The 26,469-nt window shown below is 34.6% G+C and carries 24 protein-coding genes and 1 tRNA gene; 16 read left to right on the forward strand and 9 right to left on the reverse strand.

Annotated elements, in window-relative coordinates:
• Nucleotides 1-254: 254 nt before the first annotated feature.
• Nucleotides 255-698, forward strand: coding sequence for a 50S ribosomal protein L21 (rplU, locus tag LPC20_RS01575; RefSeq protein ID WP_229325831.1), 444 nt, complete (start codon nt 255-257; stop codon nt 696-698).
• A gap of 25 nt (nt 699-723) precedes the next feature.
• Nucleotides 724-984, forward strand: a complete 261-nt coding sequence (gene rpmA / locus LPC20_RS01580; RefSeq protein WP_007805051.1) for a 50S ribosomal protein L27 — start codon at nt 724-726, stop codon at nt 982-984.
• A gap of 156 nt (nt 985-1,140) precedes the next feature.
• On the opposite strand, the gene ahcY is transcribed toward rpmA, so the two are convergent.
• Nucleotides 1,141-2,457: an adenosylhomocysteinase gene (gene ahcY, locus LPC20_RS01585; protein ID WP_229325833.1), complete on the reverse strand. Its 1,317-nt coding sequence runs from the start codon at nt 2,455-2,457 to the stop codon at nt 1,141-1,143.
• A 244-nt stretch (nt 2,458-2,701) separates the two neighbouring features.
• Between ahcY and LPC20_RS01590 the strand changes: the two genes are divergently transcribed.
• From LPC20_RS01590 to LPC20_RS01610, 5 genes are all read left to right on the forward strand, one after another.
• Complete coding sequence (locus LPC20_RS01590; RefSeq protein ID WP_229325835.1) at nt 2,702-3,379, forward strand: 4'-phosphopantetheinyl transferase family protein; 678 nt, start codon at nt 2,702-2,704, stop codon at nt 3,377-3,379.
• A 2-nt stretch (nt 3,380-3,381) separates the two neighbouring features.
• Nucleotides 3,382-4,014 (forward strand): nicotinamide riboside transporter PnuC, encoded by a 633-nt coding sequence (gene pnuC, locus LPC20_RS01595; protein ID WP_229325837.1) that lies wholly within the window; start codon nt 3,382-3,384, stop codon nt 4,012-4,014.
• Nucleotides 3,966-4,595 (forward strand): AAA family ATPase, encoded by a 630-nt coding sequence (locus LPC20_RS01600; protein ID WP_229325839.1) that lies wholly within the window; start codon nt 3,966-3,968, stop codon nt 4,593-4,595. Before pnuC ends, LPC20_RS01600 begins: the two co-directional genes overlap by 49 nt.
• Nucleotides 4,596-4,666: 71 nt before the next feature.
• Nucleotides 4,667-5,071 (forward strand): alternative ribosome rescue aminoacyl-tRNA hydrolase ArfB, encoded by a 405-nt coding sequence (gene arfB, locus LPC20_RS01605; protein WP_229325841.1) that lies wholly within the window; start codon nt 4,667-4,669, stop codon nt 5,069-5,071.
• 272 nt (nt 5,072-5,343) lie between these two features.
• Nucleotides 5,344-7,479 carry a TonB-dependent receptor gene (locus LPC20_RS01610; protein WP_229325844.1) on the forward strand — a complete coding sequence of 712 codons (2,136 nt, stop codon included), beginning with the start codon at nt 5,344-5,346 and terminating at the stop codon, nt 7,477-7,479.
• Nucleotides 7,480-7,518: 39 nt separating this feature from the next.
• Here the strand turns inward: LPC20_RS01610 and LPC20_RS01615 are convergent, their stop codons facing one another.
• Nucleotides 7,519-7,932, reverse strand: coding sequence for a Rieske (2Fe-2S) protein (locus tag LPC20_RS01615; protein WP_229325846.1), 414 nt, complete (start codon nt 7,930-7,932; stop codon nt 7,519-7,521).
• A gap of 168 nt (nt 7,933-8,100) precedes the next feature.
• Here LPC20_RS01615 and greA point away from each other — a divergent pair, with 168 nt between their 5' ends.
• On the forward strand, nt 8,101-8,577 hold the full coding sequence (gene greA / locus LPC20_RS01620; protein WP_229325848.1) for a transcription elongation factor GreA: 477 nt from the start codon (nt 8,101-8,103) through the stop codon (nt 8,575-8,577).
• 10 nt (nt 8,578-8,587) lie between these two features.
• Nucleotides 8,588-8,977 (forward strand): HIT family protein, encoded by a 390-nt coding sequence (locus LPC20_RS01625; protein ID WP_229325850.1) that lies wholly within the window; start codon nt 8,588-8,590, stop codon nt 8,975-8,977.
• Between the two features lie 21 nt (nt 8,978-8,998).
• On the opposite strand, the gene LPC20_RS01630 is transcribed toward LPC20_RS01625, so the two are convergent.
• Complete coding sequence (locus tag LPC20_RS01630; RefSeq protein ID WP_229325852.1) at nt 8,999-10,153, reverse strand: sensor histidine kinase; 1,155 nt, start codon at nt 10,151-10,153, stop codon at nt 8,999-9,001.
• Nucleotides 10,154-10,316: 163 nt separating this feature from the next.
• Here LPC20_RS01630 and LPC20_RS01635 point away from each other — a divergent pair, with 163 nt between their 5' ends.
• Both LPC20_RS01635 and LPC20_RS01640 read left to right on the forward strand, forming a co-directional pair.
• The gene (locus tag LPC20_RS01635; protein WP_229317761.1) at nt 10,317-10,700 is read left to right on the forward strand and encodes a DUF3127 domain-containing protein; all 384 of its coding nucleotides are present in this window, start codon (nt 10,317-10,319) and stop codon (nt 10,698-10,700) included.
• Between the two features lie 188 nt (nt 10,701-10,888).
• Complete coding sequence (locus tag LPC20_RS01640) at nt 10,889-12,232, forward strand: deoxyguanosinetriphosphate triphosphohydrolase (protein WP_229325854.1); 1,344 nt, start codon at nt 10,889-10,891, stop codon at nt 12,230-12,232.
• Between the two features lie 135 nt (nt 12,233-12,367).
• Here the strand turns inward: LPC20_RS01640 and tyrS are convergent, their stop codons facing one another.
• Complete coding sequence (tyrS, locus tag LPC20_RS01645) at nt 12,368-13,663, reverse strand: tyrosine--tRNA ligase (RefSeq protein WP_229325856.1); 1,296 nt, start codon at nt 13,661-13,663, stop codon at nt 12,368-12,370.
• Nucleotides 13,664-13,887: 224 nt separating this feature from the next.
• Between tyrS and LPC20_RS01650 the strand changes: the two genes are divergently transcribed.
• Nucleotides 13,888-14,889, forward strand: coding sequence for an NAD-dependent epimerase/dehydratase family protein (locus LPC20_RS01650; protein ID WP_229325858.1), 1,002 nt, complete (start codon nt 13,888-13,890; stop codon nt 14,887-14,889).
• Between the two features lie 33 nt (nt 14,890-14,922).
• Here the strand turns inward: LPC20_RS01650 and LPC20_RS01655 are convergent.
• Nucleotides 14,923-14,993 (reverse strand) — tRNA-Gln (locus LPC20_RS01655).
• A gap of 226 nt (nt 14,994-15,219) precedes the next feature.
• Between LPC20_RS01655 and LPC20_RS01660 the strand changes: the two genes are divergently transcribed.
• Complete coding sequence (locus LPC20_RS01660) at nt 15,220-18,501, forward strand: glycosyltransferase family 117 protein (RefSeq protein WP_229325860.1); 3,282 nt, start codon at nt 15,220-15,222, stop codon at nt 18,499-18,501.
• Between the two features lie 33 nt (nt 18,502-18,534).
• Here the strand turns inward: LPC20_RS01660 and LPC20_RS01665 are convergent, their stop codons facing one another.
• Genes LPC20_RS01665 through LPC20_RS01675 form a run of 3 tightly spaced genes read right to left on the reverse strand, consistent with a single transcriptional unit; the run spans nt 18,535 to nt 21,071 of the window.
• Nucleotides 18,535-18,987, reverse strand: coding sequence for a DUF4296 domain-containing protein (locus LPC20_RS01665; protein ID WP_229325862.1), 453 nt, complete (start codon nt 18,985-18,987; stop codon nt 18,535-18,537).
• 5 nt (nt 18,988-18,992) lie between these two features.
• Nucleotides 18,993-20,333, reverse strand: coding sequence for a dihydroorotase (locus LPC20_RS01670; RefSeq protein WP_229325864.1), 1,341 nt, complete (start codon nt 20,331-20,333; stop codon nt 18,993-18,995).
• Nucleotides 20,334-20,345: 12 nt separating this feature from the next.
• Nucleotides 20,346-21,071 (reverse strand): polyprenol monophosphomannose synthase, encoded by a 726-nt coding sequence (locus LPC20_RS01675; protein WP_229325866.1) that lies wholly within the window; start codon nt 21,069-21,071, stop codon nt 20,346-20,348.
• A 105-nt stretch (nt 21,072-21,176) separates the two neighbouring features.
• On the opposite strand from LPC20_RS01675, the gene LPC20_RS01680 reads away from it, so the two are divergent.
• The 3 genes from LPC20_RS01680 to LPC20_RS01690 all read left to right on the forward strand — a co-directional run bounded on the left by LPC20_RS01680 (nt 21,177) and on the right by LPC20_RS01690 (nt 23,324).
• The gene (locus tag LPC20_RS01680; RefSeq protein WP_229325868.1) at nt 21,177-21,848 is read left to right on the forward strand and encodes a DUF4271 domain-containing protein; all 672 of its coding nucleotides are present in this window, start codon (nt 21,177-21,179) and stop codon (nt 21,846-21,848) included.
• 13 nt (nt 21,849-21,861) lie between these two features.
• The gene (locus tag LPC20_RS01685; protein WP_229325870.1) at nt 21,862-22,611 is read left to right on the forward strand and encodes a uroporphyrinogen-III synthase; all 750 of its coding nucleotides are present in this window, start codon (nt 21,862-21,864) and stop codon (nt 22,609-22,611) included.
• Between the two features lie 242 nt (nt 22,612-22,853).
• On the forward strand, nt 22,854-23,324 hold the full coding sequence (locus LPC20_RS01690; RefSeq protein ID WP_229325872.1) for an Lrp/AsnC family transcriptional regulator: 471 nt from the start codon (nt 22,854-22,856) through the stop codon (nt 23,322-23,324).
• Nucleotides 23,325-23,428: 104 nt separating this feature from the next.
• Here LPC20_RS01690 and leuS read toward each other — a convergent pair whose 3' ends face one another.
• Nucleotides 23,429-26,296 (reverse strand): leucine--tRNA ligase, encoded by a 2,868-nt coding sequence (leuS, locus tag LPC20_RS01695; protein WP_229325874.1) that lies wholly within the window; start codon nt 26,294-26,296, stop codon nt 23,429-23,431.
• Nucleotides 26,297-26,469 lie beyond the last annotated feature (173 nt).

Below are 26,469 nucleotides of genomic sequence, written 5' to 3' on the forward strand. Positions count from 1 at the left end.
AAAGATTAATAATTTAAAGTTAGATTTAGGTTTTAATACTCCTAAGGAATTCTAATTAGATACTCTCAAGAAACTATTGTTACATCAAAAATAGTTTTTTTTATTTAGTATTTCTAAAACTCAACCATTTTGATAAATAATTAACATCCGTTTTTTAGCAAATACAGGATCCAAAAACTTTTTATTCAGAGAGATTGCACAGTAAATTATTAATTGTATATTTGCAACCTTAAAATTAATAAAAACAATTTCGTATGTATGCAATCGTAGAGATAGCAGGGCAACAATTCAAAGTAAGCAAAGACTTAAAGGTTTATGTTCACCGTTTGGCTAACGAAGAAGGTTCAAAAGTTTCTTTTGACAAAGTTCTTTTAGTAGATGACAAAGGTAATGTAACTTTAGGCGCCCCAGCTATAGAAGGTGCTTCTGTAGAAGCTAAAGTGTTACAACACTTAAAAGGAGACAAAGTTATCATTTTCAAAAAGAAAAGAAGAAAAGGGTACAAAAAGAGAAACGGTCACAGACAATATCTTACTCAAATTGTAATTGAAGGTATTACAGTAGGTGGAGCTAAAAAAGCTGCAGCACCTAAAAAAGAAAAAGTAGTAGCTGAAGCGCCAGCAACTGAGGAAGCTAAACCAGCTCCAAAAGCTAAAAAGGCAGCTCCAAAAGCTAAAAAAGAAGATACTAAAGAATAATTAACAATATTAAAACCAATACGTCATGGCTCACAAGAAAGGTGTCGGTAGTTCGAAGAATGGTAGAGAATCAGAATCAAAACGTTTAGGCGTTAAGATTTTTGGTGGTCAAGCTGCTATTGCTGGAAACATCATCGTAAGACAAAGAGGTTCTAAACACAATCCAGGTGAAAACGTTTACATCAGTAAAGATCACACACTACACGCAAGAGTAGATGGAGTTGTTAAGTTCCAAAAGAAAAGAGATAACAAATCATACGTTTCTATCCTTCCATTCGAAGCATAATCTGTACGATTTTATAGATCATTAAAAAACCTGTTTCTCACGAAACAGGTTTTTTTGTTTAAAATTAAAACAGTGTCAAAAATAAAAAACCCTTACATTGCTGTAAGGGTTTTTCAATCTAAAAATCTAACTTTATAAAAAGTCTAAGCCGTCTGACTAATATCTATAGTATTCTGGTTTGAATGGTCCTTGAACCTCCACACCAATGTAAGCTGCTTGCTCTGGACGCAATGTCTCTAATTCTACGCCTAATTTAGCCAAGTGTAAAGCCGCTACTTTTTCATCTAAATGTTTTGGTAACATGTACACCTCATTATTATAAGCCGCACTGTTTTTCCATAATTCTATTTGTGCCAAAGTCTGGTTTGTAAATGAGTTACTCATCACAAAACTTGGGTGACCTGTAGCACAACCTAAGTTTACCAAACGACCTTCGGCCAAGATGATAATATCTTTTCCGTTTACGTTGTAAATATCTACTTGAGGTTTCACTTCGTTTTTAGTATGACCAAAGTTTTTGTTCAACCAAGCCATATCAATTTCGTTATCAAAGTGTCCAATGTTACATACAATCGTTTTGTCTCTCATTTGTTCGAAGTGAGAACCTAAAACAATATCTTTATTTCCAGTAGTAGTAATGATAATATCAGCAGTTCCAATAACTGTATTCAATTTCTTTACTTCAAAACCGTCCATTGCTGCTTGTAAAGCGCAAATTGGATCGATTTCAGTTACCGTTACAATAGAACCTGCACCTCTAAATGAAGCTGCTGTTCCTTTTCCTACGTCACCGTATCCGCAAACAATTACTCTTTTTCCAGCCAACATAATATCAGTTGCTCTTCTAACTGCATCAACAGCTGATTCTTTACATCCGTATTTGTTGTCAAATTTCGATTTAGTAACAGAGTCATTTACGTTAATAGCTGGCATTGGTAATGTTCCTGCTTTTACTCTTTCGTATAATCTATGTACTCCTGTTGTAGTTTCTTCAGACAATCCTTTGATTCCTTCTACTAAATGAGGGTAACGATCAATAACCATATTAGTCAAATCACCACCATCGTCCAAAATCATGTTCAATGGTTTTCTATCTTCACCAAAGAATAAAGTTTGTTCAATACACCAGTCAAAATCTTCTTCATTCAAACCTTTCCAAGCATACACTTGAATTCCAGCAGCAGCAATAGCAGCAGCAGCCTGATCTTGAGTAGAGAAAATATTACAAGAAGACCAAGTCACCTCAGCTCCCAATGCAATTAAAGTTTCAATCAAAACCGCAGTTTGAATGGTCATATGCAAGCATCCTGCAATACGAGCCCCTTTTAATGGTTGTTCGGCTGCATATTCTGCACGAAGTGCCATTAATCCAGGCATTTCAGCTTCTGCTAATTCAATTTCTTTTCTTCCCCAAGCCGCTAGAGAAATGTCTTTTACTTTGTAAGCCACATAAGGCATCGTTGCTGTACTCATTTATAGTATATTTGTTATTGTAAAAATTTTTGCAAAATTACATAATAACTTATGATTTTAAAAACATTCCCCTACATTTATGAATTGTTTAGGGCGCTAATCTTTTAAAAATCAACAAAATAATTGAAATTCATTTCTTTTTGGAGCTATTCCCGCCATTCGCTTTATCTTTGCTACTGCCTTCAAGAGCCTCAGTCAGCAACAAAGGATGTCGCTACTGTCGGGGCTAAAACACGTTTTCGGTATGCCATTGTATAAAACTATTCAACACAATTCCAACACACAAATCCTGATTTGGAACATCACCGAATCCTTCGAACAATTGAACCAAGAAGTCCAATTGAACGAAAAAAGTCAATTGCGACTCAACGGTATGAAATCCGAGATGCACCAACGTGCTTTTCTGAGCGTGCGCAAATTATTAGAGTTAGCAGGTTATTCGGATTTTGATTTGGAATATGATGAATTTGGAAAACCACATTTACATTCCAAAAATCGTCACACTGAGTTTACCGAAGTGTCGATTACCCATTCCCATCATTTTTCGGCCATCATTGTAAGTAACGAAGCTGTTGGGATCGACATCGAAATGCAACGCGAAAAAATTTTGAAAATCGCTCATAAATTTGTCAATGACGAAGAATTGAGCCGACTTCAGAAAACAGACCTTACCGATTATATCAAAAAACTAACCGTAAAATGGGGAGCTAAAGAAGCTCTTTTTAAAATTAAAAATGAAAAAGGAATCAGTTTTAAAGACCATATTCAAGTAGTTCCTTTCGAATTAAACCAAACTCAAACTACAGCCGATTTAAATTTTAATGGAGCCAAACAAAAATTCAACATCCATTTTTCAGAATTGGATGCTAATTTTACACTAGTATATGCTTTTGAGAATAACGACACAATTCAAGAACATTAATTATGATAGAATTCTTCTTTTCGCAATATAAAGACTATCAAACCTACGACATTGTTTTAGAAATAATTGCCGTTATTTTAGGAATTGCCAGTGTTTGGTATGCTAAAAAGGATAATATTTTAGTATTCCCAACCGGTATGATTAGCACGTTTATTTATGTGTATCTGCTTTGGAAATGGACCCTTTGGGGAGACATGATGATTAACGGCTACTACTTTACTATGAGTGTATACGGTTGGTATTGTTGGACACGAAAAAAAGATGGCATTGTTGAATTTCCTATTTCTGTCATTTCGAATGCCGAGAAGCGTATGTCCCTATTTATATTTATCTTTACTACCGCATTTGTAGTCGCGGTTTATCTTTATTTTGATAAGTTTAATACATGGTATGCCTATGTAGATACATTTGTTACCGGAATTTTCTTTATTGGAATGTGGCTTATGGCCAAACGTAAAATAGAAAATTGGGTATTTTGGATTATTGGAGATCTAGTCTCAATTCCTTTATATTTTGGTAAAGGATTATTCTTTACAAGTTTTCAATATGTAGTATTTACAATTGTTGCCGTATACGGCTATTTAGAATGGAAGAAAACCTTAAACAGCTCCCAACAGGCGCTAAAAGAATACTAAAAATTGCCTTATTTGGTCCCGAAAGTACCGGCAAAACAACCTTGGCAAAACAATTGGCAGAATACTACCAAACTGATTGGGTTCCTGAATTTGCACGCGACTATCTTCAAGAAAAATGGGACAAACACCAAGCCATTTGTGATGTAAATGATATGTTACCTATTGCTTACGGCCAAACCCAACTCGAAAACGAAAAAATGGCAACAGCCAATCAGTATCTGTTTTGCGATACCAATTTAATGGTGACCAAAGTTTTCTCCGAAGTATATTACAACTATTGCGATCCTCTGTTAGACCAAGCAGCTCGCGAACACGAATACGATTTGTTTTTCTTAACCAATATCGATGTGCCGTGGGAGAAAGATGATTTGCGAGACAAACCTGAAGGTCGTGAAACAGTTTTTAGCGTTTTCAAACAATCCTTAATTGACAACAACAAACCATTCATTACCCTTTCTGGCGATGCTAGTTTACGACTTAAAAAAGCAGTTTCTATAATTGATGACTTAACCGTTGCATTACAAAATGGGCAAACTTCACTAGAATTTGTTCAAATGTATCTTAACGGAATTAATAAATAATCCTTATTTTTAATTAAGAAACATTAAGCATAAAATCCTTAGAGCCTTTGGGCCTTCGTGGCAGAAAAAAAATGAACAGAGAACAACTTTTTACCGAACTTAGTTTTAAAGCCGTTCGCAGTAGTGGAGCGGGCGGGCAAAACGTGAATAAAGTTTCTTCAAAAGTCGTTCTAACTTTTGATATTCCAAAATCACAAGGACTTTCAGAAGAAGAAAAAACACTATTGGCTAATAATCTCAGTTCACGATTAACTTCAGAAAACGTTTTAATTTTAAACTGTGACGAAGACCGTAGCCAACTCAAAAACAAGGAAATTGTAATCAAACGCTTTTTTGAATTAGTAAAAAAAGGGCTTTTTGTACCCAAAGAGCGAAAAGCAACCAAAATTCCTAAAGCCGCCATCCGAAAAAGAATAAAAGACAAAAAAAGTCTTGGCGAAATTAAAAAATCAAGGAGAAAACCTGATTTAGATTAGCTATTTTGCCGCAAAGACACAAGGACTCAAAGTTTGATTTTGAATTTTTAAATTGATATTGTAATTGCCGTTTTTAGTTTTATCTTTGCATCGTCTCACGGGGTGCTCTAAATAACGAGCTGAGATTATACCCAATGAACCTGGGCAGGTAATGCTGCTAAGGGAAAAGCAAATCATACATTTAAAGTGCACGTTAAATTATGGTTTGGAGTAACCAATTTATTTATTAACTAAGAATAATTTACCCCTGTTATTCGTAATTTTTTTTACGAATGAAAAATGTATTATTCAAAACGAGTCAAAAGCAATTATTTTTAGGCTCTTTCCTATTGTTTGCTTTAGCAACATTCTCACAAGAAAAGCTAAAAGACACAACAAAGGTGAATCAACTCGATGAAGTATTAGTTTCAGCAATTCGAGTAACCTCTAAAACTCCTGTTAGTTTTAGCAACCTTTCCCAAAAGGAAATTAAGACCCGTAATTTAGGGCAAGACATTCCTATTTTAATGAACTATATGCCGTCAGTGGTAACTACTTCTGATGCTGGAAATGGAGTGGGTTACACCGGGATTCGTGTTCGTGGAAGCGATGCAACTCGTGTCAATGTAACCATCAACGGAATTCCGTACAACGATTCAGAAAGTCATGGAACATTTTGGGTCAATATGCCTGACTTTGCCTCTTCACTTCAGAGCATTCAATTACAGCGTGGGGTTGGAACTTCTACCAATGGTGCAGGAGCTTTTGGCGCCAGCTTGAATATGCTAACTGATTCCTATTCAGAGAAAGCGTATGGGGAAATCTCGAATTCATTTGGTAGTTTCAATACTAGGAAACATACTGTGAAATTCAGCACGGGCTTACTCAACGATCGATTTGAAATAGCCGGACGATTGTCTAAATTGGAATCAGATGGTTATATTGACAGAGCAAGTTCGGATTTAAAATCCTATTTCTTACAAGGAACTTATGTTGGTAAAACAAGTTTGATAAAAGCACTTGTTTTTGGCGGAAATGAAAAAACCTACCAATCGTGGAATGGAATAGACGGAGAAACATTGTTGACTAATAGAACTTTTAATTCGGCTGGAATATTCACTGACGAAACAGGACAAACACGTTTTTATGACAATGAAACGGACAATTACCAACAAGATCACTACCAATTGCATTGGAATGAAAGAGTATCCGAAAACTGGAATACGAATCTTGCATTTCACTACACTAAAGGAAGAGGCTACTTTGAAAACTATAAAGAAGATGCTAATTTTAGTGAATATGGTTTAAATCCCTTTACAATCAGTGGTTCAACTATGAATACAACCGACCTAGTTCGTCGAAAATGGTTGGATAATGATTTTTACGGAACCACATTCTCTGCCAATTATGAGTCCGAAAAAGTAGATTTGTTTTTGGGGGGAGGAATTAATAAATATGAGGGTGATCACTTCGGAAACGTAATTTGGGCTCGCTTTGCTTCGCAATCAGAATTAGGCGATCGCTATTATGATGATGTAGCAACAAAAACGGACGGTAATTTATACTCCAAAATCAACTACCAAGCTACTACAAAATTAAGCCTATTTGGTGATGTACAAATTAGAAACGTACACTACAGAGCCAATGCTATTGAAACAGGATTAGTGAATGATAGCTTTACTTTTTTTAATCCAAAGGCTGGATTAAACTATACTGTAAATAGTAATAGTAATTTGTATTTCTCATTTGCTAGAGCTAACAGAGAGCCTAATAGATCAGATTATATTGGAGGCAATGTGAGACCAGAACAATTAAATGATTACGAATTAGGTTGGCGATTTGCCTCAGACAAATTTCAATTGAATTCTAACTTCTACTATATGGCGTACCGAGACCAATTGATCTTAACTGGAACCCTTGATGATGTAGGAAATCCGATTCGCTCTAATAGTGAGAAAAGTTTTCGTTTAGGATTAGAAGTTGATGCGAATTGGATGTTCAGCGAGCAGCTTAGTGTGCGTCCTAATTTTACCCTAAGCCGCAATAAAAATATCGACTTAAATGTTGACGGACAAAATTTTGGCACCACAGACATCTCTTTTTCTCCTTCATTAATTGCAGGAAATAGCATTATTTATAAACCCGTAAATCAAGTTCAAATCGTTTGGTTGCAAAAATATGTGGGTTCACAATTTATGAATAATATAGAATCATCAGTTGCTAAACTTGATGCCTATTTCGTAAACGATTTAAACATTTCTTATGAAATAAAACCGAAAACGATCTTTAAAACAATTGAATTCAATGCTTTAATCAACAATATCTTCAACCAAAAATATGTATCTAACGGTTATATGTGGGACATCTATCCTTATTACTACCCTCAAGCAGGAACTAATTTTTTGGCGGGAGTTACTTTTAAATTCTAGATTATTTTTGAAAATCCTGGCAGCAATGTCAGGATTTTTTTAATTATAAACTCGCAACACATTCCCATTTACTTGTACACGGTATTGTTTCATTGGATACTGCAAACTTCCTTGTCCAGAAAATAAATTATAAGATTTATTATCACACGGGCAAACAGCTTCAATTCCGTTAATTGTCAATGTAGAACAAGCTGTTGGGGTTTGGTTTGGGCAAGCTGCGTCAAAGGCATTATAGCCACTGCCAGTATTAAAAATAATTAGCCCTTTGACTCCTCTTCCAGCAACATAAACTGCATTACTAGGATATAAAAGATTAGAATACAGCGGCAAATTCATATTGATATCTACAGAAAACGCAACATTTTGTAGGAATGGATTATTGTTCACTGGACCATTATCTGAACAAGAAAAAAACAATACGGAAAGATAGATCAATAAGACGCGTTTTTTCATTTCAACCATTTTTGCACCATAGTATTAGTGAAACAAATTTAAATTATTTACTTTTGATATAGATGGTAACAAAGAATTTAATTATGAACTAATTAAAATTATAGTATCTTTGTGAAAAGAAATCCCGTCCCGATGGGATTTTTTCTATTTTATATAAACAATGAAGTTATGAGCACAGTATCTTATTACACCGCAGAAGGATTAAAAAAATTAAGAGAAGAACTAGATTATTTAAAAAATGTGATGCGCCCAAAAGCATCACAAGATATTGCTGATGCAAGAGATAAAGGAGATTTATCTGAAAATGCCGAATACGATGCAGCCAAAGAAGCGCAAGGTATGCTGGAGATGCGTATTGCCAAATTAGAAGAAATCCATTCTAACGCACGTTTGATAGACGAAACTCATTTAGACGTTTCCAAAGTATTGGTATTGTCTAAAGTAAAAATCAAAAACCAAACTAACGGAATGGAAATGATTTATACTTTGGTTGCTGAAAGCGAAGCCGATTTAAAAACTGGAAAGATTTCCGTAACCTCTCCTATTGGAAAAGGCTTATTAGGAAAATCGGTTGGCGAAGTGGCTGAAATTACGGTTCCTAATGGGGTTTTAAAATTTGATATTTTAGAAATTACCAGAGACTAAATTGAATCCTATGAGCTCTATTTTTACCAAAATTGTAAACGGAGAAATCCCTTGTTACAAAATTGCAGAAGACGCTAATTTCTTGGCATTTTTGGATGTCAATCCCAATGCAAAAGGACATACGCTATGCATTCCAAAACAAGAAATTGACCAACTTTTTGAAATAGACGATGAATTGTATTTAGGTTTGATGCAATTTTCTAAAAAAATAGCTACAGCCTTGCAAAAAACAGTGGCTTGCAAACGCATAGGAATGGCGGCAATAGGTTTAGAAGTACCTCACGCTCACATTCACCTAATTCCATTGAACGAAATGGATGAAATGCGTTTCCAAAATAAAGTAACAATGAGCAAAGATGAATTTGAGGCTTTAGCCAAAGAAATTCAGAGCCATTTGTAAAATATAAAAAAGCGAATCAATTTAAACGGATTCGCTTTTTTTATAACTCAATTGTATTGTACTTCCTTTTCCAATTTCGGACAGAACTACTTTAATAAACCCTTTATGGTATTCTTCCACAATTCGCTTAGTCAAAGAAAGCCCTAAACCCCAACCTCTTTTTTTGGTAGTAAAACCAGGTTCAAATATCTTTTTGAATTGGCTTTTTAATATTCCATTTCCAGTATCAGAAACCTTAATTTTTACCGAATCCCCTTCTTGCTCAATAACCAAATCTAAATTTCCCTTACCTTTCATTGCATCAATGGCATTTTTAACCAAATTCTCAATAGTCCAACTGTGCAAAGTAGGATTAATCAAAACAAAAACAGGCAACTCAGGCGCGTGAAAAGAAAACACGACTTGCTTTGAAAAACGTGATTGTAAATAATCAAAGGTTGCTTGTGTAGCTGCGATAATATCTTGATTCTCTAATTTGGGTTCTGATCCAATTTTAGAAAAACGATCCGTAATCGTTTGCAAACGCTCAATATCTTTTTCGATTTCCAGTGTTGTGGATTCAGCAACATTTTCGGCTTTCAATAATTCGATCCAACCAATCAAAGACGAAAGAGGCGTTCCTATTTGGTGGGCAGTTTCCTTAGCCATTCCCGCCCAAAGTTTGTTTTGAGTCGCCATCTTGGTACTGCGATAAAAATTATACACCAAAGCGGCAAATAAAACGATAATTAACAACAATGCAATTGGGTAGTATTTTAATTTATTTAATAAAGCCGAATTGCCATAATACAACTCCTGAAATTTTCCGGGAGCATATTCAATTACAATGGGGTCATTTTCATTTTTAAGATTCGCTAAAAAATTTGCTGATTCCGATTTGCTTTTGATAATTTTATCATCAACATTTACTGCATTAATGATCTTGTTATTCTCGGTTAAAATAATTGGAATAGACGAATTGGTGCTGAAAATTTGCAGCGGCAATTCCACATCCGTATTTTCATCCGCATTGATCAATGTTTTCTGAGCTTTGGCCCAAAGATTCATTTTCAAACGCTCTTCATTCTTAAATATTTGGAAAAAAGTATAGGTATTCCAAAGTATTAATGAGATAATACAAAAAGAAGCCAAGATAATGAACCAGCGCGTAGTGTTGCGTTTATCCGAAAAAAACATAGATTCAATTTAGATTATAAATGTAACGAAATAATTTGAAAAAAATTTTAGTGCAAAGCCTACGAAAAAATTAATATTGGCAAATAAAGACCTATTGCCTAAATTAGAAGAAGTTAGTATATTTGTAAATCTAAAGTAGAAATAAACTAAAAAAATAATACAGATGGAAGTTACAGGAAGAGTAAAAATGATTGACCAAACTAAAGAAGTAGGTTCTGGTGGTTTCAAAAAAAGAGATATTGTTGTTACTACTGACGAACAATACCCGCAACATATTTTGGTGCAATTTGTTCAAGATAAATGTGACTTATTAAACAATTACCAAGTAGGTGACCAAGTAAAAATCGACATCAATCTAAGAGGTCGAGAATGGACCAACCAACAAGGAGAAACCGTTTATTTCAATACTATCCAAGGATGGAGAATTGGAAAAGTACAAGCAGAGGCTCCAGCAGCTGCTCCACAAACTCCTCCAATGCCAGCTGCAGAAACTTTTGCTCCAGCAACTAATTTAAATGAAGAAGAGCCAGACGATTTACCGTTTTAATCTTTCTACATATACTTTCTAAGAGGCTGTCTAAAAAGCACCAGAATTGTCATTCCGAATTTATTTCGGAATCTATAAAATAGTATCGATTATTTATAGAAACTGAAACAAGTTCAGTTTGACAATAACAAGGCTTTTTAGACAGTCTCTTTTTATTTACATTTGTAATTCACAATTAACACCAAGCGATGAACTGGGAACAACTTTTATCATTAAAAAGACAAGGCGACAAAGGCAAAAGATTGCGCGTAGAACAAGACGATACCCGTTTGGGATTTGAAGTAGATTACGACCGTATTATCTTTTCAGCGGCGTTTAGAAGTTTGCAAGATAAAACCCAGGTTATCCCACTTTCTAAAACTGATTTTGTTCACACCCGATTAACGCATAGTTTAGAAGTATCGGTTGTGGGACGTTCTTTAGGCCGATTGGTGGGTAAAAAAATCCTAGAAAAATACCCGCATTTAAAAGAAGTTCACGGCTACCACATGAATGATTTTGGGGCTATTGTTGCCGCTGCTTCATTAGCACACGACATCGGAAATCCACCTTTTGGCCATTCCGGTGAAAAAGCCATAGGTGAATATTTCTCGATTGGAAAAGGACAACAATACAAAGACCAACTCACTCCTAAACAATGGCAAGATTTAATTGATTTTGAAGGCAATGCCAATGGATTTTCAGTTTTGACAGCTGATCGTCCAGGAATAGAAGGAGGTTTGCGAATTTCATTTGCAACCCTAGGTGCTTTTATGAAATACCCAAAAGAAAGTTTACCTAAAAAACCAACCAAAGATATTGCCGATAAAAAATACGGCTTCTTTCAATCAGACAAAGCATTCTTCGAAGAAGTCGCTGCAGACATGGGATTGATTCCAAATAAATCAGGAAAAGATATTGGATTCGAAAGACATCCGCTTGCCTATTTGGTTGAAGCTGCCGATGACATTTGTTATACCATTATTGATTTTGAAGACGGAATCAATTTAGGCTTAGTCCAAGAAGAATATGCTTTAGAATATTTAATTAAACTAGTTAAAGATTCAATTGACAGTGCTAAATACAGCACTTTAAATACAAAAGAAGACCGAATCAGTTACTTGAGAGCATTAGCGATTGGCAGTTTAATTAATGATGCGGTTCGTGTTTTTATTGAAAACGAAGAAGCTATTTTGGCTGGAAAATTTCCGTATGCGCTAACCAACAAAAGCAAGTACAAAGCACAAATGGACGACATCATTAAATTGAGTGTAAATAACATTTATCAAAGTCGCGAAGTCATCGAAAAAGAAATTGTGGGCTACCAAATTATCCAAACCTTATTGGATAAATTCATTTCGGCGATGAACAATAAATTCAATGGAACTGCTTCCAATTACGACCAATTAATTCTAAAAATGTTGCCTGAGAAACACAATGTAGAAAAAGAAAATCTATACGACAGATTGCTACACATTTGTCACTATGTTTCGATGCTTACTGATGGAAATGCCTTGGAATTATTTGAAACGATAAACGGAACAAAGAAATAGTATTTGCCACTAAGGCTCAAAGTCACAAATATTTAAAATTTCTTTAAAAACTGTGTGACAATTTCTTAAAAAATTTACTTAGCGAACTTCGTGCCTTCTTAGTGCACTTTGTGGTTAAATAACCAAACTAATGAATTACTTCACTCTTACAATAAAATAATTTTTCTTTCCACTTTGTAAAAGCACAAACTGATTATTGATTAAATCGTTAGTTGAAAGTTGGTATTCTTCAGTGATTTTTTCTTTATTTACCGAAATTGAATTGGCTGTCAAGGCTCTTCTCGCCTCTCCATTGGATTTAAAGAAACCTGTTTTTTCATTTAAAACAGTTACAATATCCAATCCCGCTTCAATTTCATTTTTAGCAATTTCCGCTTGAGGCACTCCGTCAAAAACTTCTAAGAAAGTCGCTTCGTCCAATTGCTTCAAATCAGCCGCCGAAGCATTTCCGAAAAGAATATTCGAAGCTTTAATCGCTTTCTCTAATTCTTCTTTAGAATGCACCAAAGTGGTTACTTCTTCCGCTAATTTTCTTTGCAACACTCTCAAATGAGGCGCTACTTGATGTTCAACAATTAAAGCATCAATAGTTGCTTTATCTAAAAAGGTGAAAATTTTAATGTATTTCTCAGCATCCACATCAGTAGTGTTCAACCAGAATTGGTAAAATTTATACACCGAAGTTTTATCAGCCGTTAACCACACATTCCCGCCCTCTGATTTTCCGAATTTAGAACCATCTGCCTTAGTTATCAACGGACAAGTCATGGCGTATGCTTTGGCACCTTCGGCATTCATACGACGAACTAATTCGGTTCCAGTTGTGATATTTCCCCATTGATCCGATCCTCCCATTTGCAACAAACAATTGTATTCTTTGTGCAAATGGTAAAAATCGTATCCTTGAATTAATTGGTAAGTAAACTCGGTAAACGACATTCCTTCGCCTTCTCCAGACAATCGTTTCTTAACCGAATCTTTTGCCATCATGTAGTTTACGGTAATACGTTTACCCACATCACGCGCAAAATTGATGAATGATAAATCCTTCATCCAATCGTAATTATTAACTAAAACAGGGGCATTCACATCCTTCGAATTAAAATCTAAGAAACGAGACAGTACTGCTTTGATGCCTTCTACATTGTGTGCCAACGTAGCTTCGTCCAACAAATTTCTTTCGTCTGATTTTCCTGATGGATCTCCAATCATACCTGTTGCACCACCAACCAAAGCAATCGGTTTATGTCCAAAATTTTTCAAATGAACTAACAATAAAATCGGAACCAAACTACCAATATGCAACGAATCTGAAGTTGGATCAAATCCAATATAGGTCGTTGTCATTTCTTTCAAAAGTTGGTCTTCAGTTCCCGGCATGATATCATGAACCAAGCCACGCCATTGTAATTCTTCTACTAAATTTTTCATTTTTATAATCAATTTGAGCAAAGATAGAAATTTCAATGGCAATGGCAATTGCAACATCAAAAATCAAGGCCAATTTCAAAAATCAATTTCAATAGTAAAAATTAAAATAAAAATCTGTGAATCAGTGACTAAAAAGATTGCCTCGTCGGTTCTCCTCGCAATGACAAAAAACTTTGCGACTTCGTGGCTTCGTGGCAATAGCAAAAAAAAAGTATCTTTACCACATGATTTTAGTCACAGGTGGAACGGGTTTAGTAGGCGCACATCTCTTACTTCATTTAGTGGAGCAAGGAGAAAATGTTCGTGCCTTATATCGAAACGTATCTTCCATTGAGAAAACTAAAAATTTGTTTTCCCTTTACCACAAATCCCATTTATTTGAAAAAATTGAATGGATCGAAGGGGATATTCTTGACATTCCTTCTTTGGAAATCGCTTTTCAAAATATTGAATTCGTTTACCATTGTGCTGCTTTGATTTCTTTCGATCCAAAAGAGGAAGATGCGATTCGTAAAACCAATATTGAAGGCACGGCTAACATCGTTAATTTTTGCTTGGCATTCGGAATTAAAAAAATGCTATTTGTGAGTTCAATTGCCGCTTTGGGAGATCCAAATGCAGTTGAAACCACTATTTCAGAAACCACCGAATGGAATCCCGAAAAACCACATAGCGATTATGCCATTTCTAAATACGGTGCCGAAATGGAGGTTTGGCGTGGTCAACAAGAAGGCTTAAACGTAATCATTGTCAATCCAGGAATTATTTTAGGCCCTGGATTTCCAGAACAAGGAAGTGGTGCTTTGTTTTCGGCTGTTGCCAAAGGATTATCATTTTACACTCTTGGAACAACAGGATTTATTGCCGTTACTGATGTAATTAAAGCAAGTATTCAATTGATGAATAGTGACATCAAAAACGAACGATTTACCTTGATAGAAAATAATTATTCGTTTCAAGAAATACTGAATTGCATTGCTGACTGCCTACAAGTAAATAGACCTAAATGGCATGCTACTCCATTTTTAGTGAATCTATTTTGGAGAATCGATTGGTTCTTATCTACTTTTTTCTTTCAAAAAAGAAAACTGTCTCGAGATAGTGCTAAAGCTTCGTTTTCGAAAAGCAACTATGACAATTCTAAAATAAAAGCTGTTTTGAATATTGAATTTAAATCGGTAACCGAATATATTGAAACAATTGCTCCAATTCATTTTATTAAATAAAAAAAGCCTCTCAAGAAATTGAGAGGCTTTATGTTGGTCTACTAGGACTCGAACCTAGAAAGACTGCACCAAAAACAGTTGTGTTACCATTACACCATAGACCAGCAGTGCTGTTAAGCGAGTGCAAATTTAATACAAATTTTATTTTGCGCAAACTTTTGGATTGTTTTTATCAAAAAACTTTTGGCTTCGCCAAAAGGCAAGAAGAAACCAACTAAAAACCAATTCATTACTACTCAATTTTCAATAATAGAATTTTTTGTTAATGCTCGTCTCATTACGCAAAAAAACATTTTCTTTGCATCTTAAAATAATAACCCAATTTGAATCATGAATAAGGCCGATTTCAATTTTAATAAATGGAATACTATTTTAGGTTGGTTTGCATTTGCAATAGCATTAGTAACCTATACCCTAACCGTTGAACCAACGATGAGTTTCTGGGATTGTGGAGAATACATTGCTACAGCTGCAAAACTAGAAGTGGGTCACCCTCCAGGAGCGCCTTTATTTCAGATGATTGGGGCATTTTTTGCACTGTTTGCCATAGACAATGAGCATATTGCCTTGATGGTAAATATGACCTCAGTGGTCTCTAGTGCTTTCACCATTTTGTTTTTATTCTGGTCATCGAGTATGATTTTGAAAAAAATCATTGGTTCGTATAATGAAATTAATAAAGATAATTCGATTGTTATTCTAGGAAGTTCGTTTGTGGGCGCATTAGCCTATACTTATTCTGATAGTTTTTGGTACAATGCTGTAGAAGCCGAAGTGTATGCTATGGCATCCTTATTAATTGCTTTATTGCTATGGTTGGGATTGCGTTGGGAACAAGAAATGAATACGCCAAGAGGCGATAAATGGCTGTTGATCATTTCACTTGTTATCGGACTTTCCTTTGGAGTTCACTTTATGGCTTTATTGACAATTCCAGCGATTGGATTTTTATATTTTTTCAAAAATTACAAAACCGTTACCGTTAAGAATTTCATCATTGCCAATGTGGTAGTAATTTCTATTTTGTTGTTCATCTTCAAAATGTTATTGCCGTTAACTATGGCTTTCTTTGGAAAAACCGAAATTTTCATGGTTAATGAAATGGGATTACCATTTAATTCAGGAACTCTATTTGTAACCCTTTTACTAATTGCATTTTTCTATTTTGGATTGCTTTACACCAAACAAAAAGGTTTAGTTTTCTATAATACCATTATCCTTTGTACACTTTTCATTTTAATTGGATTTTCCACTTGGATGATGTTACCTATTCGTGCTAATGCTAATACTGTAATTAACGAAAACAAACCTTCGGATGCTGCCGAAGTACTTGCCTATTACAACAGAGAACAATATGGTGTCAATCCACTTTTTTACGGACCACAATACACAGAAGCTTTTGCAGGTTTAGATAAAGACAAGCCGTATTTAGATAAAGCGCCAAACTACGAAAGAGACTACACCACAGGCAAATATGAAATTACTAATAATTTCAAAAATGCTGTGCAAAATAGCGATGATAGTCACAAGACCATTTTACCAAGATTGTGGAGTGGAGATCATGTAGAAAATTATATCAACTTCACTAATCCGCCTGAGTTTAGAATTAATTACGACTATCCTTTCGAAGAGGATTTAGCCAAATACGGAATCGAAGCAGGACAATTAAGCGAAGAAGAGTACAATAAAGCCATAGCCCAACTAAAAGGCGAAATTGAAAAAGTAGTGCTTGAGTTTAGACAAGCTTACGCTCAAAAAGAAATTGACAATGAAGGCTATGTAGCCTTCTTAAAAAACTATGGCGATTATTTGATTGTTGAAAAACCATCAACGGTTGATAATTTTCGTTTTATGTTTGAATACCAATTTGGCTATATGTATGTGAGGTATTTGATGTGGAATTTTGTAGGTCGCCAAAATGATATTCAAGGGCGTTACGACAATTTGAATGGAAACTGGATTAGTGGTATACCGTTTATGGATAGCATACATCTTGGTTCTCAAGACAATTTACCAACCGATATTTTGAACAACAAAGGACGTAACACTTATTTCTTCTTGCCTTTTATCCTAGGGTTAATTGGATTGATGTACCACGCTAGCAAAGACCGAAAAAGTTTTTATGTATTACTATCCTTATTCTTATTTACAGGAATAGCCTTAAAAATTTACTTAAACGAAAGACCATTCGAACCTCGTGAACGCGATTATGCCTTAGTAGGATCGTTTTATGTATTTGCTATTTGGATTGGTTTTGGTGTGTATTCACTATATGAAAGCGCCAAAAAATATTTGGCACCAAAAATTGCTGGACCGGTTATTATTGCTGGTAGTTTATTAGCTGCACCTATTTTAATGGGATTCCAAAATTGGGATGACCACGACCGTTCTGATAAATATACGGCAGTTGCAATGGCTAAAGCCTATTTAAGTTCGTGTGATAAAAATGCCATCTTATTTACTATTGGAGATAATGATACCTTTCCACTTTGGTATGCACAAGAAATTGAAAATTTCAGAACGGATGTTAAGATTGTCAATACAAGTCTTTTTATGACTGATTGGTACATAGACCAAATGAAAATGAAAAGTTACGAATCAGATCCGCTTCCAATTTCATTTACGCATGACGAATATGTTGGTGATAAATTAGATTATGTAGCGCATATCCCAAAAATCGAAACGCGCTGGGATGTTAAAGATTTTATTTCGTTTATTAAAAACCCTAAGTCAACCGTTGAAATGCAAAATGGGCAAACTATCCATTTTTATCCAACCAATAAAATTAGAATTCCAATTGATAAAAACACCATTATTAAAAACAAAGTGGTGAATCCAAAATACAATGACTCTATCGTATCGGCGATTGATATTGATATTAAAGGAAATGCTGTTTACAAAAACAGGTTAATGATGTTAGATATTGTGGCTAATAATAATTGGAAACGTCCAATTTATTTTAGCGGAGGCGCTTTTGATAACGAGGATTACCTTTGGATGAAAGAATTCCTTCAATTAGAAGGAATGGTTTATAAATTAGTTCCTGTTAGAACACGATTACCAAAAGGTTCTAGCCAAATTGACATGGGTCAAATTGATACTGATATCATGTTTGATAAAGTAATGCAATGGGAATGGGGTAACAGTGAAAGTTTATCTATTTATCATGATCCAGAAACACGAAGAAATAGCATTACCTATCGAATGAATTTATCTCGATTAATGACTAGACTTATTGCAGAAGGTAAAATGGACAAGGCTAAAAAAGTAATTGATTTAGCAATGACAAAAATGCCTGTAGATCAATTTGAATACTATTCGTTGGTAGATCCTTTTGCAAAAGGCTATTATGATGTGGGCGAAAAAGCTAAAGCGCAAAAGTTATTAAATCAATTGATTGGTAAATACACTGAAAACTTAAACTATTACAGCCATTTGTCTTCAACAGAGCAAGTGGACATAGCTATAGAAATTGTAACCGATATAGAGCGTTATCGTGGTTTATTAGAAATTATGAAAGAAAGTGGCGACACTGCTTTATACGAAAAATCGAAAAAGACATTCAACAATTACATCAGTATTTTTGAACGCTTTGGAAGAGATAAAGAATAAGGTAAATCCTTGTAAAACAAAAAAAGGCAGTATTTAAATACTGCCTTTTTTTGTTTTAACTACTGCAATTGAATCTTTACTTTTTTTAGCAAGCTGTCTTTTCTTTTTTAGTTGAGCAATTTTGATTTTTTTCTTTTTCTCTTCTAATTTAATAATTGCATTTGCTCGTTTCTTTTCGCTTTCGATTCGCTTAACTACTGATTCAAACATTACCTTATAGCTTTTGTAATCGGCAGCGTAATACCTATTGTTTTGCGCTAATTGCAGGCTGTCTATTTTGTATTTCTTATAGATAAACTGTTTTGGCCGAATTTGATTTGAATCCAAAACAGCTGGATTTTGGTATTTAATAGCCTCTAATAAGGCTAAATCATACATAATTTCCATCATCTTCGATTTCTCAATAAGCAGGTCTGGTTTTTTAACCAAATCTTCTTTGCACCCTAAAAGAGCTAAAATCGCCAATAATGAAATACTCTTTTTCATCTATTTTATCTATTGAATAACAAACGCTTTCCAGCACGAATGTCTTTTACTTTAAAAGCATTGTAAACCAATTGTCCGTTTACAAATGTATGCGTAATTCTTGATTTAAAAGTATAGCCTTCAAAAGGAGACCACCCACATTTAGCCAAAATATTTTCTTTTTTTACACTCCAAGGCAAACCAGCATTCACAATTACTAAATCGGCATAATAACCTTCTTTTATAAAACCGCGCTTTTCTATCTTGAAGATTTTAGCAGGATTGTGACACATTTTCTCGACAATCTTTTCTACACTTATTTTACCTTGATGGAAGGCTTCAAACAATGCAACTACTGCATGTTGAACTAAAGGCCCACCAGAAGGAGCATTTAAATACGATTGTTGTTTTTCTTCTAACGTATGTGGCGCATGATCTGTTGCAATAACATCTATTCGGTCATCTAACAGCGCTTTCCAAAGTGCTTCTTTATCTTTAGCCGTTTTCACCCCAGGATTCCATTTGATGAAATTACCCTTGGTAGCATAATCGTCATTGGTAAACCACAAATGATGTACACAAACCTCAGCAGTAATCTTTTTGTCTTCCAATGGAATTTTATTGGTAAACAAATCCATTTCTTTTGCCGTTGACAAATGAAATATGTGCAATCTCGCTCCCGTTTTTTTTGCTAAAGCAATTGCTTTTGAAGACGAAAGATAACAGGCTTCAGTACTTCGAATTAGATGATGAACCGTTACCGGAACCTCATCACCATATTCTTCTTTGTATTGTGCCAAATTATTTTTTATAGTTGTTTCGTCTTCACAATGAACTGCTATCAACATGGGTGTACTTGAGAATATTTTTTCTAAAACAGCTTCATTATCTACTAGCATATTCCCAGTAGATGAACCTAAAAAGATTTTAATTCCAGCTACATTTTTTGGATTAGTTTTTAATACCTCCTCCAAATTATCGTTTGTTGCTCCCATCATAAACGAATAATTCGCAAATGAATTTTGAGCAGCTATTTCATATTTTTCCTCAAGAATTTCTTGAGTGACAGCATTAGGCACCGTGTTAGGTTGTTCAATAAATGAGGTGATTCCTCCTGCAACTGCAGCTCTAGATTCGGATTCTATATCTCCTTTATGAGTTAATCCAGGCTCTCTAAAATGTACTTGATCATCAATTGCACCAGGCATTAAATAGTTCCCTTCGGCATCCACAATTTTACAATCAGCAGATTTAGCACTAATTGTTTCAGCGATTTCAACAATTAAGTCGTCCTCTATTAAAACATCGCCTTCAAAAATCCTTCCCTCGTTTACTATTTTGGCATTCTTAATTAAAACCCTATTCATTCTATCTTTTTCTTATAATGTGTTGACTAATCTTTTTAATCGAAGCGCAATAACTCCAAAAACGGCTTCTACTATAATAGAATTGCTCATTTTTGATTGCCCTTTAGTTCGATCTGTAAATATAATTGGAACTTCAGAAATTTTAAATTTTTTACAAAACGTGCGGTATTTCATTTCAATTTGGAATGCGTAGCCTACAAATTTGATTTGGTCCAAATGAATACTTTCTAAAACCTGTCTTTTGTAACAAACAAAACCTGCTGTAGCATCGTGAATTTTCATTCCGGTTATAAAACGAACATATACAGAAGCAAAATAAGACAATAATACACGGCTTAAAGGCCAATTCACCACATTTACTCCTGTAACATAGCGAGAACCTATAGCTAAATCAGCATCTCCAAGGTGACACGCTTGGTATAATTTTTCTAAATCGGTTGGATTATGAGAAAAATCAGCATCCATCTCAAATATATAGTCGTATTTATTGGCTAAAGCCCATTTAAAACCATGAACATAGGCTGTACCTAATCCCGATTTTTTAGCTCTTTTTTCTAGAAATAACTTCCCTGAAAACTCTGACTGTAAAGCAATGACTTTATCCGCAGTATGATCTGGCGAATTATCATCGATAATCAGAACATGAAAAGGCTTATGTAGCGTGAGCACCGTTCTAATGATGCTTTCAATATTCTCGATTTCGTTATAGGTAGGGATTATAACTAGGGAATCATTCATAATTTTGAGTAATTTCAGTGCAAAAGTAAGCTTTTTATGCCATTTGAATCATAATAAAATTATAATAAAAAGAATGAAATAAAAAATTAGTAATTTTGCGATACTATGAATGAATATGTACTTCATCCCCGATTAACTGACAACTCTGACTGGGTCACACTCTTGTTTTTGATTTGTTTTGCAACTATCGCTATCACAAAATCTGTTTTTGAAAATCGATTTAGCGATTTTGCCAACTTACTTTTTTCAGACAAATACATTAAAATACATCGAGAAAGTAGCAACTTAAAAAATGGTTTCACTATAGCCTTGTTTTTTGTTCAAATAATTTCATTTACATTTTTCATTCAGCTTTCACTTTACATTTTTGGTTTTGGAGACAAAAACGATTGGATGCAATACATTCAGATTGCTAATTTTTTACTTTTCTTCATTTTATCAAAAGTGTTAGTCGAAAAAATAATAGCCACCTCTTTCCATATTGAAGAATTTGTAGAACAATTCAATCATCAAAAGGTAACCTACCGCACTTATATTGGCCTTATTTTATTGCCAATTAATATGTTATTTTTCTATTACGAAAATACTTCTACAGTGTTACCTACTGTAATTATTGGCATCGTAATAGCTGCAAACCTAGCAACTTACGTGGTTTCTATTAAAAACTATCAAAATTTAATATTCAGCAAGTTGTTTTATTTTATTTTGTATCTTTGCGCTCTTGAAATAGCTCCTTACTATTTCATTTATTATTGGTTTACAAAAGGAGTCGCATAGAAAAAGTTATAGTATGAAAGTGAAAACAATTTTGGTGTCGCAACCAGAGCCTAAAGTGGAGAATTCTCCTTACTTTGAGCTGCAACAAAAGCATAAAGTAAAAATTGATTTCAGACCTTTTATTCATGTAGAAGGAGTTAATGCAAAAGAAATTAGACTGCAAAAAATTGACTTGAATAATTACAGTGCGATTATTTTGACAAGTAAAAATGCAGTAGATCACTTTTTTAGAGTGGCTGAAGAAATGCGTTATAAAGTTCCTGAAGGATTAAAATATTTTTGTCAGTCAGAAGCCATTGCGTTTTACCTACAAAAATATGTAGTCTACAGAAAACGTAAAATCTACGTAGGACCAAAAGATTTTGCCGATTTATCTCCGCTAATCAAAAAATACAAAGACGAAAAATTCTTATTGCCTGCTTCAGACCAATTGAATGCTGATATTCCGGTTACTTTAGACGGTTTAAAAGTAGATTGGACTCCAGCTACTTTTTATAAGACGGTAATGAGTGACTTATCTGATTTGGCTGACGTTTATTATGATGTTTTAGCATTCTTTAGCCCAACAGGTATAAAATCATTATTCAAGAATTTTCCTGATTTCAAACAAAATGACACCCGTATTGCTGTTTTTGGAAGTACAACTCAAAAAGAAGCATTAGATCACGGACTGCGAATTGACATTATGGCTCCAACTCCTGGAACACCTTCCATGACAATGGCTCTAGAAAAATATGTCGCTGAAGCAAATAAAGGAAAATAAAAATCCACATATACAATATAAAAACCATCCCTTTCGGATGGTTTTTTTTATAAGCTAAGACGATCAATAACAATATATTTCATTAAAATTATCTACTTTTGATTTTCAATCCAAACCAAAAAATGAAATTTGGTTACAATTATCAATTTGTAAAATCTATATTAAAAACAAGTTTGCACAAGCAAACACCAATAAATAAATAAGCGATAACATATGACCGCTAATCAATAACTTTTACATTTATGAAAATCAATTCACTTCAAGTAGAAATAGACGGAATCGACAAAGAAATTTTGCGCGATTTAATGGAAGATGCTCGAAAACCCATTCTCCAAATTGCCAATAAAATAGGAATTTCAGGCGCTGCCATTCACCAACGTTTGCGAAAACTAGAACAATCTGGGGTGATTTCAGGATCTAAATTCGTTGTCAGCCAAAAAATTTTAGGATACAATACTATGGCTTTTGTTGGAATCTATTTAGACAAAGCCGCTCGAAATTCAGAGGCCGTTCGCGACTTAAAGAAAATTCCTGAAGTTTTGGAATGTCACTATACCACTGGAAACTGGTCGATTTTAATTAAAATCATCTGTTCGGATAACGAACATTTGATGCATTTATTAAATACCAAAATTCAGGCAATTGAAGGCGTTTCCAGAACAGAAACCTTTATTTCTTTGGACCAACAAATCGACAGGCAAATCCAGTTGTAGGTTATTGGGTTATGGATTGATGGGTAATTTAAAATAAAAAATCTACGAATCTGCGGTCAAATTTGAACCACAGATTCGCAGATTAATTTATAACTTATAATTTTCTACCCAACTAAATTTATAATTTTTCCAGGTACAATAATTACTTTATTTGGCGTTCTTCCATCCAACTGACGCAAGGTGCGTTCGTCTTTCATTATAATTTCTTCTATTTGTTCCTTGGTTAAATCCAAAGGCAATTCAATTGTGAAACGCATTTTTCCGTTGAAAGAAACTGGATATTCTTTGTTACTCTCAACCAAATGAACTGCTTCAAATTTTGGAAAAGCTACCGTTGCAATCGAATCTGAATGACCTAATAACGACCATAATTCTTCAGCAATATGTGGTGCATAAGGCGAAATTAAAATCGCTAATGGTTCTAAAATCGCTCTTTCATGGCAATTTTGTGTAGACAATTCGTTTACGCAAATCATAAACTGAGAAACTGAAGTATTGAATGAAAAACTTTCAATATCCTCGGCTACTTTTTTAATTGTCTTGTGCAAGGATTTTAAATTGTCTTTTGTTGGCTCATTATTCGTTACTATCAAACCATTATCGTCAAAATACAAACGACATAGTTTTTTCAAGAAACCAAACACTCCTGAAATTCCAGCAGTATTCCATGGCTTCGCTTGTTCTAATGGTCCTAAAAACATTTCGTACAAACGCAAAGTATCAGCACCATATTCGGCACAAATCAAATCAGGCGTAACGACATTGTATTTGGATTTAGACATTTTTTCAATCTCACGACCTACAATGTATTTCCCATTTTCTTCTGTTATAAATTTAGCATTTGCATAATCCTCTCTCCAATTTTTGAACGCTTCAATATCCAACTCATCAGAGCTGTTAATCAAATTAACATCCACGTGAATGGGTTGTACATTTTGACCTTTAATCTGATTTTTCGAAACATAGGTATTCGTTCCGTCCAAACGATATACAAAAGCACTCATCCCCAAAATCATCCCTTGATTAATCAGTTTTTTGAACGGTTCTTCTGTTGGTGCAAACCCTTTGTCTTTTAAAAATTTGTTCCAAAAACGAGAATATAATAGATGTCCTGTTGCATGTTCGCTTCCGCCAATGTACAAATCCACACTTTCCCAATACTTCAAAGCATCTTGATTAGCAAATTCGTTTTCGTTGTGTGCATCCATATAACGCATCCAATACCATGAACTTCCGGCCCAACCCGGCATGGTGTTTAACTCAAGAGGGAAAACTGTCTTATGGTCTATCGACTGATTACTAACTACTGAACACTGATTAGTGTCCCACGCCCAAGTAGTTGCATTCCCTAAAGGTGGTAAACCATCTTCCGTAGGTAAATAATTAGCCACTTCAGGTAAAATAATAGGCAAATGTTGTGCGTCAATCATCTGAGGTAATCCATTGACATAATACACTGGAAATGGTTCTCCCCAATAACGCTGACGAGAAAAAACAGCATCACGCAAACGGTAATTTGTTTTTCCTTTTCCATGTCCAATTTTTTCTAAGGCTTCAATTACTTTTTTCGTTCCTTCTTTGTATCCTAAACCGTTTAAAAAGTCGGAATCTACTAATTCAAAGCCGCCTTTGTCTCCATAAGCCGCTTCTGATATGTCTTTGTTAAAAATATTTTTAATTGCTGGCATTCCGTTTTGACCTTTGAAGAAATTAGCAAAAGCATAATCTCTTTCGTCTCCACAAGGCACTGCCATTACTGCTCCTGTTCCATATCCTGCCAATACATAATCGCCAATCCAAACTGGAATCGGCTCTTTTGTAAAAGGATGTTCAGCATAAGCTCCGGTAAAAACACCTGAAATGGTTTTCACATCAGCCATTCTCTCACGCTCGGAACGTTTGGCTGTTTTTTCAATATATTCTTCAACTGCTTGTTTTTGCTCTGGAGTGGTAATTTGCGAAACCAATTCATGCTCTGGTGCCAAAGTCATAAATGTTACACCAAAAATCGTATCAGGACGAGTAGTAAAGACCTCTATAGATTGCTTCGCTTCGCTCGCAATGACGTTAAAAGAGACCATAGCCCCAACCGATTTTCCAATCCAGTTGCGTTGACTCTCTTTGATACTTTCTGTCCAATCAATGGTTTCTAAACCCTGCAATAAACGTTCAGCATAAGCTGAAATTCGCATACTCCATTGGGTCATTTTTTTACGAATCACCGGAAATCCACCGCGTTCAGAAACGCCATTTACTATTTCGTCATTCGCCAAAACGGTTCCTAATCCTGGACACCAATTTACTTCAGTTTCTGCCAAGTAGGTTAAACGGTATTGCAAGAGTATTTTTTGTTGTTCCTCTGTTGAAAATGCATTCCATTCTGAAGCTGAAAATGGAGCAATGTTATCATCACATACCGCATTGACGTTTGCATTCCCTTCTTTTTCGAATACAGCTATTAAAGTCGAAATATCTTCTGCTTTGTCTGAATTTTTATTGTACCAAGAATTAAATAATTGAATAAAAATCCATTGAGTGTGTTTGTAATAATCGGGATTAGACGTACGCACTTCGCGACTCCAATCAAACGAAAATCCAATTTTGTCCAACTGTTTTCTGTAGCCCGCAATTTGATTTCCTTCTTTGTCAACACCACCATCAATATTTACTGAAGTAGTATCTTCTGGACGTTGTCCCGTTTGAATAGCATATTGCTCTGCTGGCAATCCAAAACTGTCATACCCCATTGGGTGCAACACATTAAATCCTTGGTGTCTTTTGTATCTTGAATACACATCCGAAGCAATATACCCTAAAGGATGTCCTACGTGCAAGCCTGCTCCTGATGGATAAGGAAACATATCTAACACATAATGTTTGGGTTTATCAGAATTATTTTGCGCTGCAAAAGTTTGATTTTCTGCCCAATACTTTTGCCATTTCGCTTCAATTTCGTTCGGATTGTATTTCATTGTATATCAATTTATCTCAGTTGTTGAGTCAACTAAAAATGTGTTGGTTTTTAAATATAAAAGAAAAGGTTGCTATTACTTTTACCATTTCAGCTGCCAAATTTACGTTTATTGTACGAAAGTTAAAACTTTGAACGATATTAACTTTAAATAAAGAAATTCTTTATTATTTT

The organism is Flavobacterium ammonificans (assembly GCF_020886115.1).
Taxonomy (GTDB): domain Bacteria; phylum Bacteroidota; class Bacteroidia; order Flavobacteriales; family Flavobacteriaceae; genus Flavobacterium; species Flavobacterium ammonificans.

Coding starts and splice junctions, on each gene's coding strand:
- rplU (WP_229325831.1), top strand. CDS start 255: ATGTATGCAATCGTAGAGATAGCAGGGCAACAATTCAAAGTAAGCAAA.
- rpmA (WP_007805051.1), top strand. CDS start 724: ATGGCTCACAAGAAAGGTGTCGGTAGTTCGAAGAATGGTAGAGAATCA.
- ahcY (WP_229325833.1), bottom strand. CDS start 2,457: ATGAGTACAGCAACGATGCCTTATGTGGCTTACAAAGTAAAAGACATT.
- LPC20_RS01590 (WP_229325835.1), top strand. CDS start 2,702: ATGCCATTGTATAAAACTATTCAACACAATTCCAACACACAAATCCTG.
- pnuC (WP_229325837.1), top strand. CDS start 3,382: ATGATAGAATTCTTCTTTTCGCAATATAAAGACTATCAAACCTACGAC.
- LPC20_RS01600 (WP_229325839.1), top strand. CDS start 3,966: ATGGAAGAAAACCTTAAACAGCTCCCAACAGGCGCTAAAAGAATACTA.
- arfB (WP_229325841.1), top strand. CDS start 4,667: ATGAACAGAGAACAACTTTTTACCGAACTTAGTTTTAAAGCCGTTCGC.
- LPC20_RS01610 (WP_229325844.1), top strand. CDS start 5,344: ATGAAAAATGTATTATTCAAAACGAGTCAAAAGCAATTATTTTTAGGC.
- LPC20_RS01615 (WP_229325846.1), bottom strand. CDS start 7,932: ATGAAAAAACGCGTCTTATTGATCTATCTTTCCGTATTGTTTTTTTCT.
- greA (WP_229325848.1), top strand. CDS start 8,101: ATGAGCACAGTATCTTATTACACCGCAGAAGGATTAAAAAAATTAAGA.
- LPC20_RS01625 (WP_229325850.1), top strand. CDS start 8,588: ATGAGCTCTATTTTTACCAAAATTGTAAACGGAGAAATCCCTTGTTAC.
- LPC20_RS01630 (WP_229325852.1), bottom strand. CDS start 10,153: ATGTTTTTTTCGGATAAACGCAACACTACGCGCTGGTTCATTATCTTG.
- LPC20_RS01635 (WP_229317761.1), top strand. CDS start 10,317: ATGGAAGTTACAGGAAGAGTAAAAATGATTGACCAAACTAAAGAAGTA.
- LPC20_RS01640 (WP_229325854.1), top strand. CDS start 10,889: ATGAACTGGGAACAACTTTTATCATTAAAAAGACAAGGCGACAAAGGC.
- tyrS (WP_229325856.1), bottom strand. CDS start 13,663: ATGAAAAATTTAGTAGAAGAATTACAATGGCGTGGCTTGGTTCATGAT.
- LPC20_RS01650 (WP_229325858.1), top strand. CDS start 13,888: ATGATTTTAGTCACAGGTGGAACGGGTTTAGTAGGCGCACATCTCTTA.
- LPC20_RS01660 (WP_229325860.1), top strand. CDS start 15,220: ATGAATAAGGCCGATTTCAATTTTAATAAATGGAATACTATTTTAGGT.
- LPC20_RS01665 (WP_229325862.1), bottom strand. CDS start 18,987: ATGAAAAAGAGTATTTCATTATTGGCGATTTTAGCTCTTTTAGGGTGC.
- LPC20_RS01670 (WP_229325864.1), bottom strand. CDS start 20,333: ATGAATAGGGTTTTAATTAAGAATGCCAAAATAGTAAACGAGGGAAGG.
- LPC20_RS01675 (WP_229325866.1), bottom strand. CDS start 21,071: ATGAATGATTCCCTAGTTATAATCCCTACCTATAACGAAATCGAGAAT.
- LPC20_RS01680 (WP_229325868.1), top strand. CDS start 21,177: ATGAATGAATATGTACTTCATCCCCGATTAACTGACAACTCTGACTGG.
- LPC20_RS01685 (WP_229325870.1), top strand. CDS start 21,862: ATGAAAGTGAAAACAATTTTGGTGTCGCAACCAGAGCCTAAAGTGGAG.
- LPC20_RS01690 (WP_229325872.1), top strand. CDS start 22,854: ATGAAAATCAATTCACTTCAAGTAGAAATAGACGGAATCGACAAAGAA.
- leuS (WP_229325874.1), bottom strand. CDS start 26,296: ATGAAATACAATCCGAACGAAATTGAAGCGAAATGGCAAAAGTATTGG.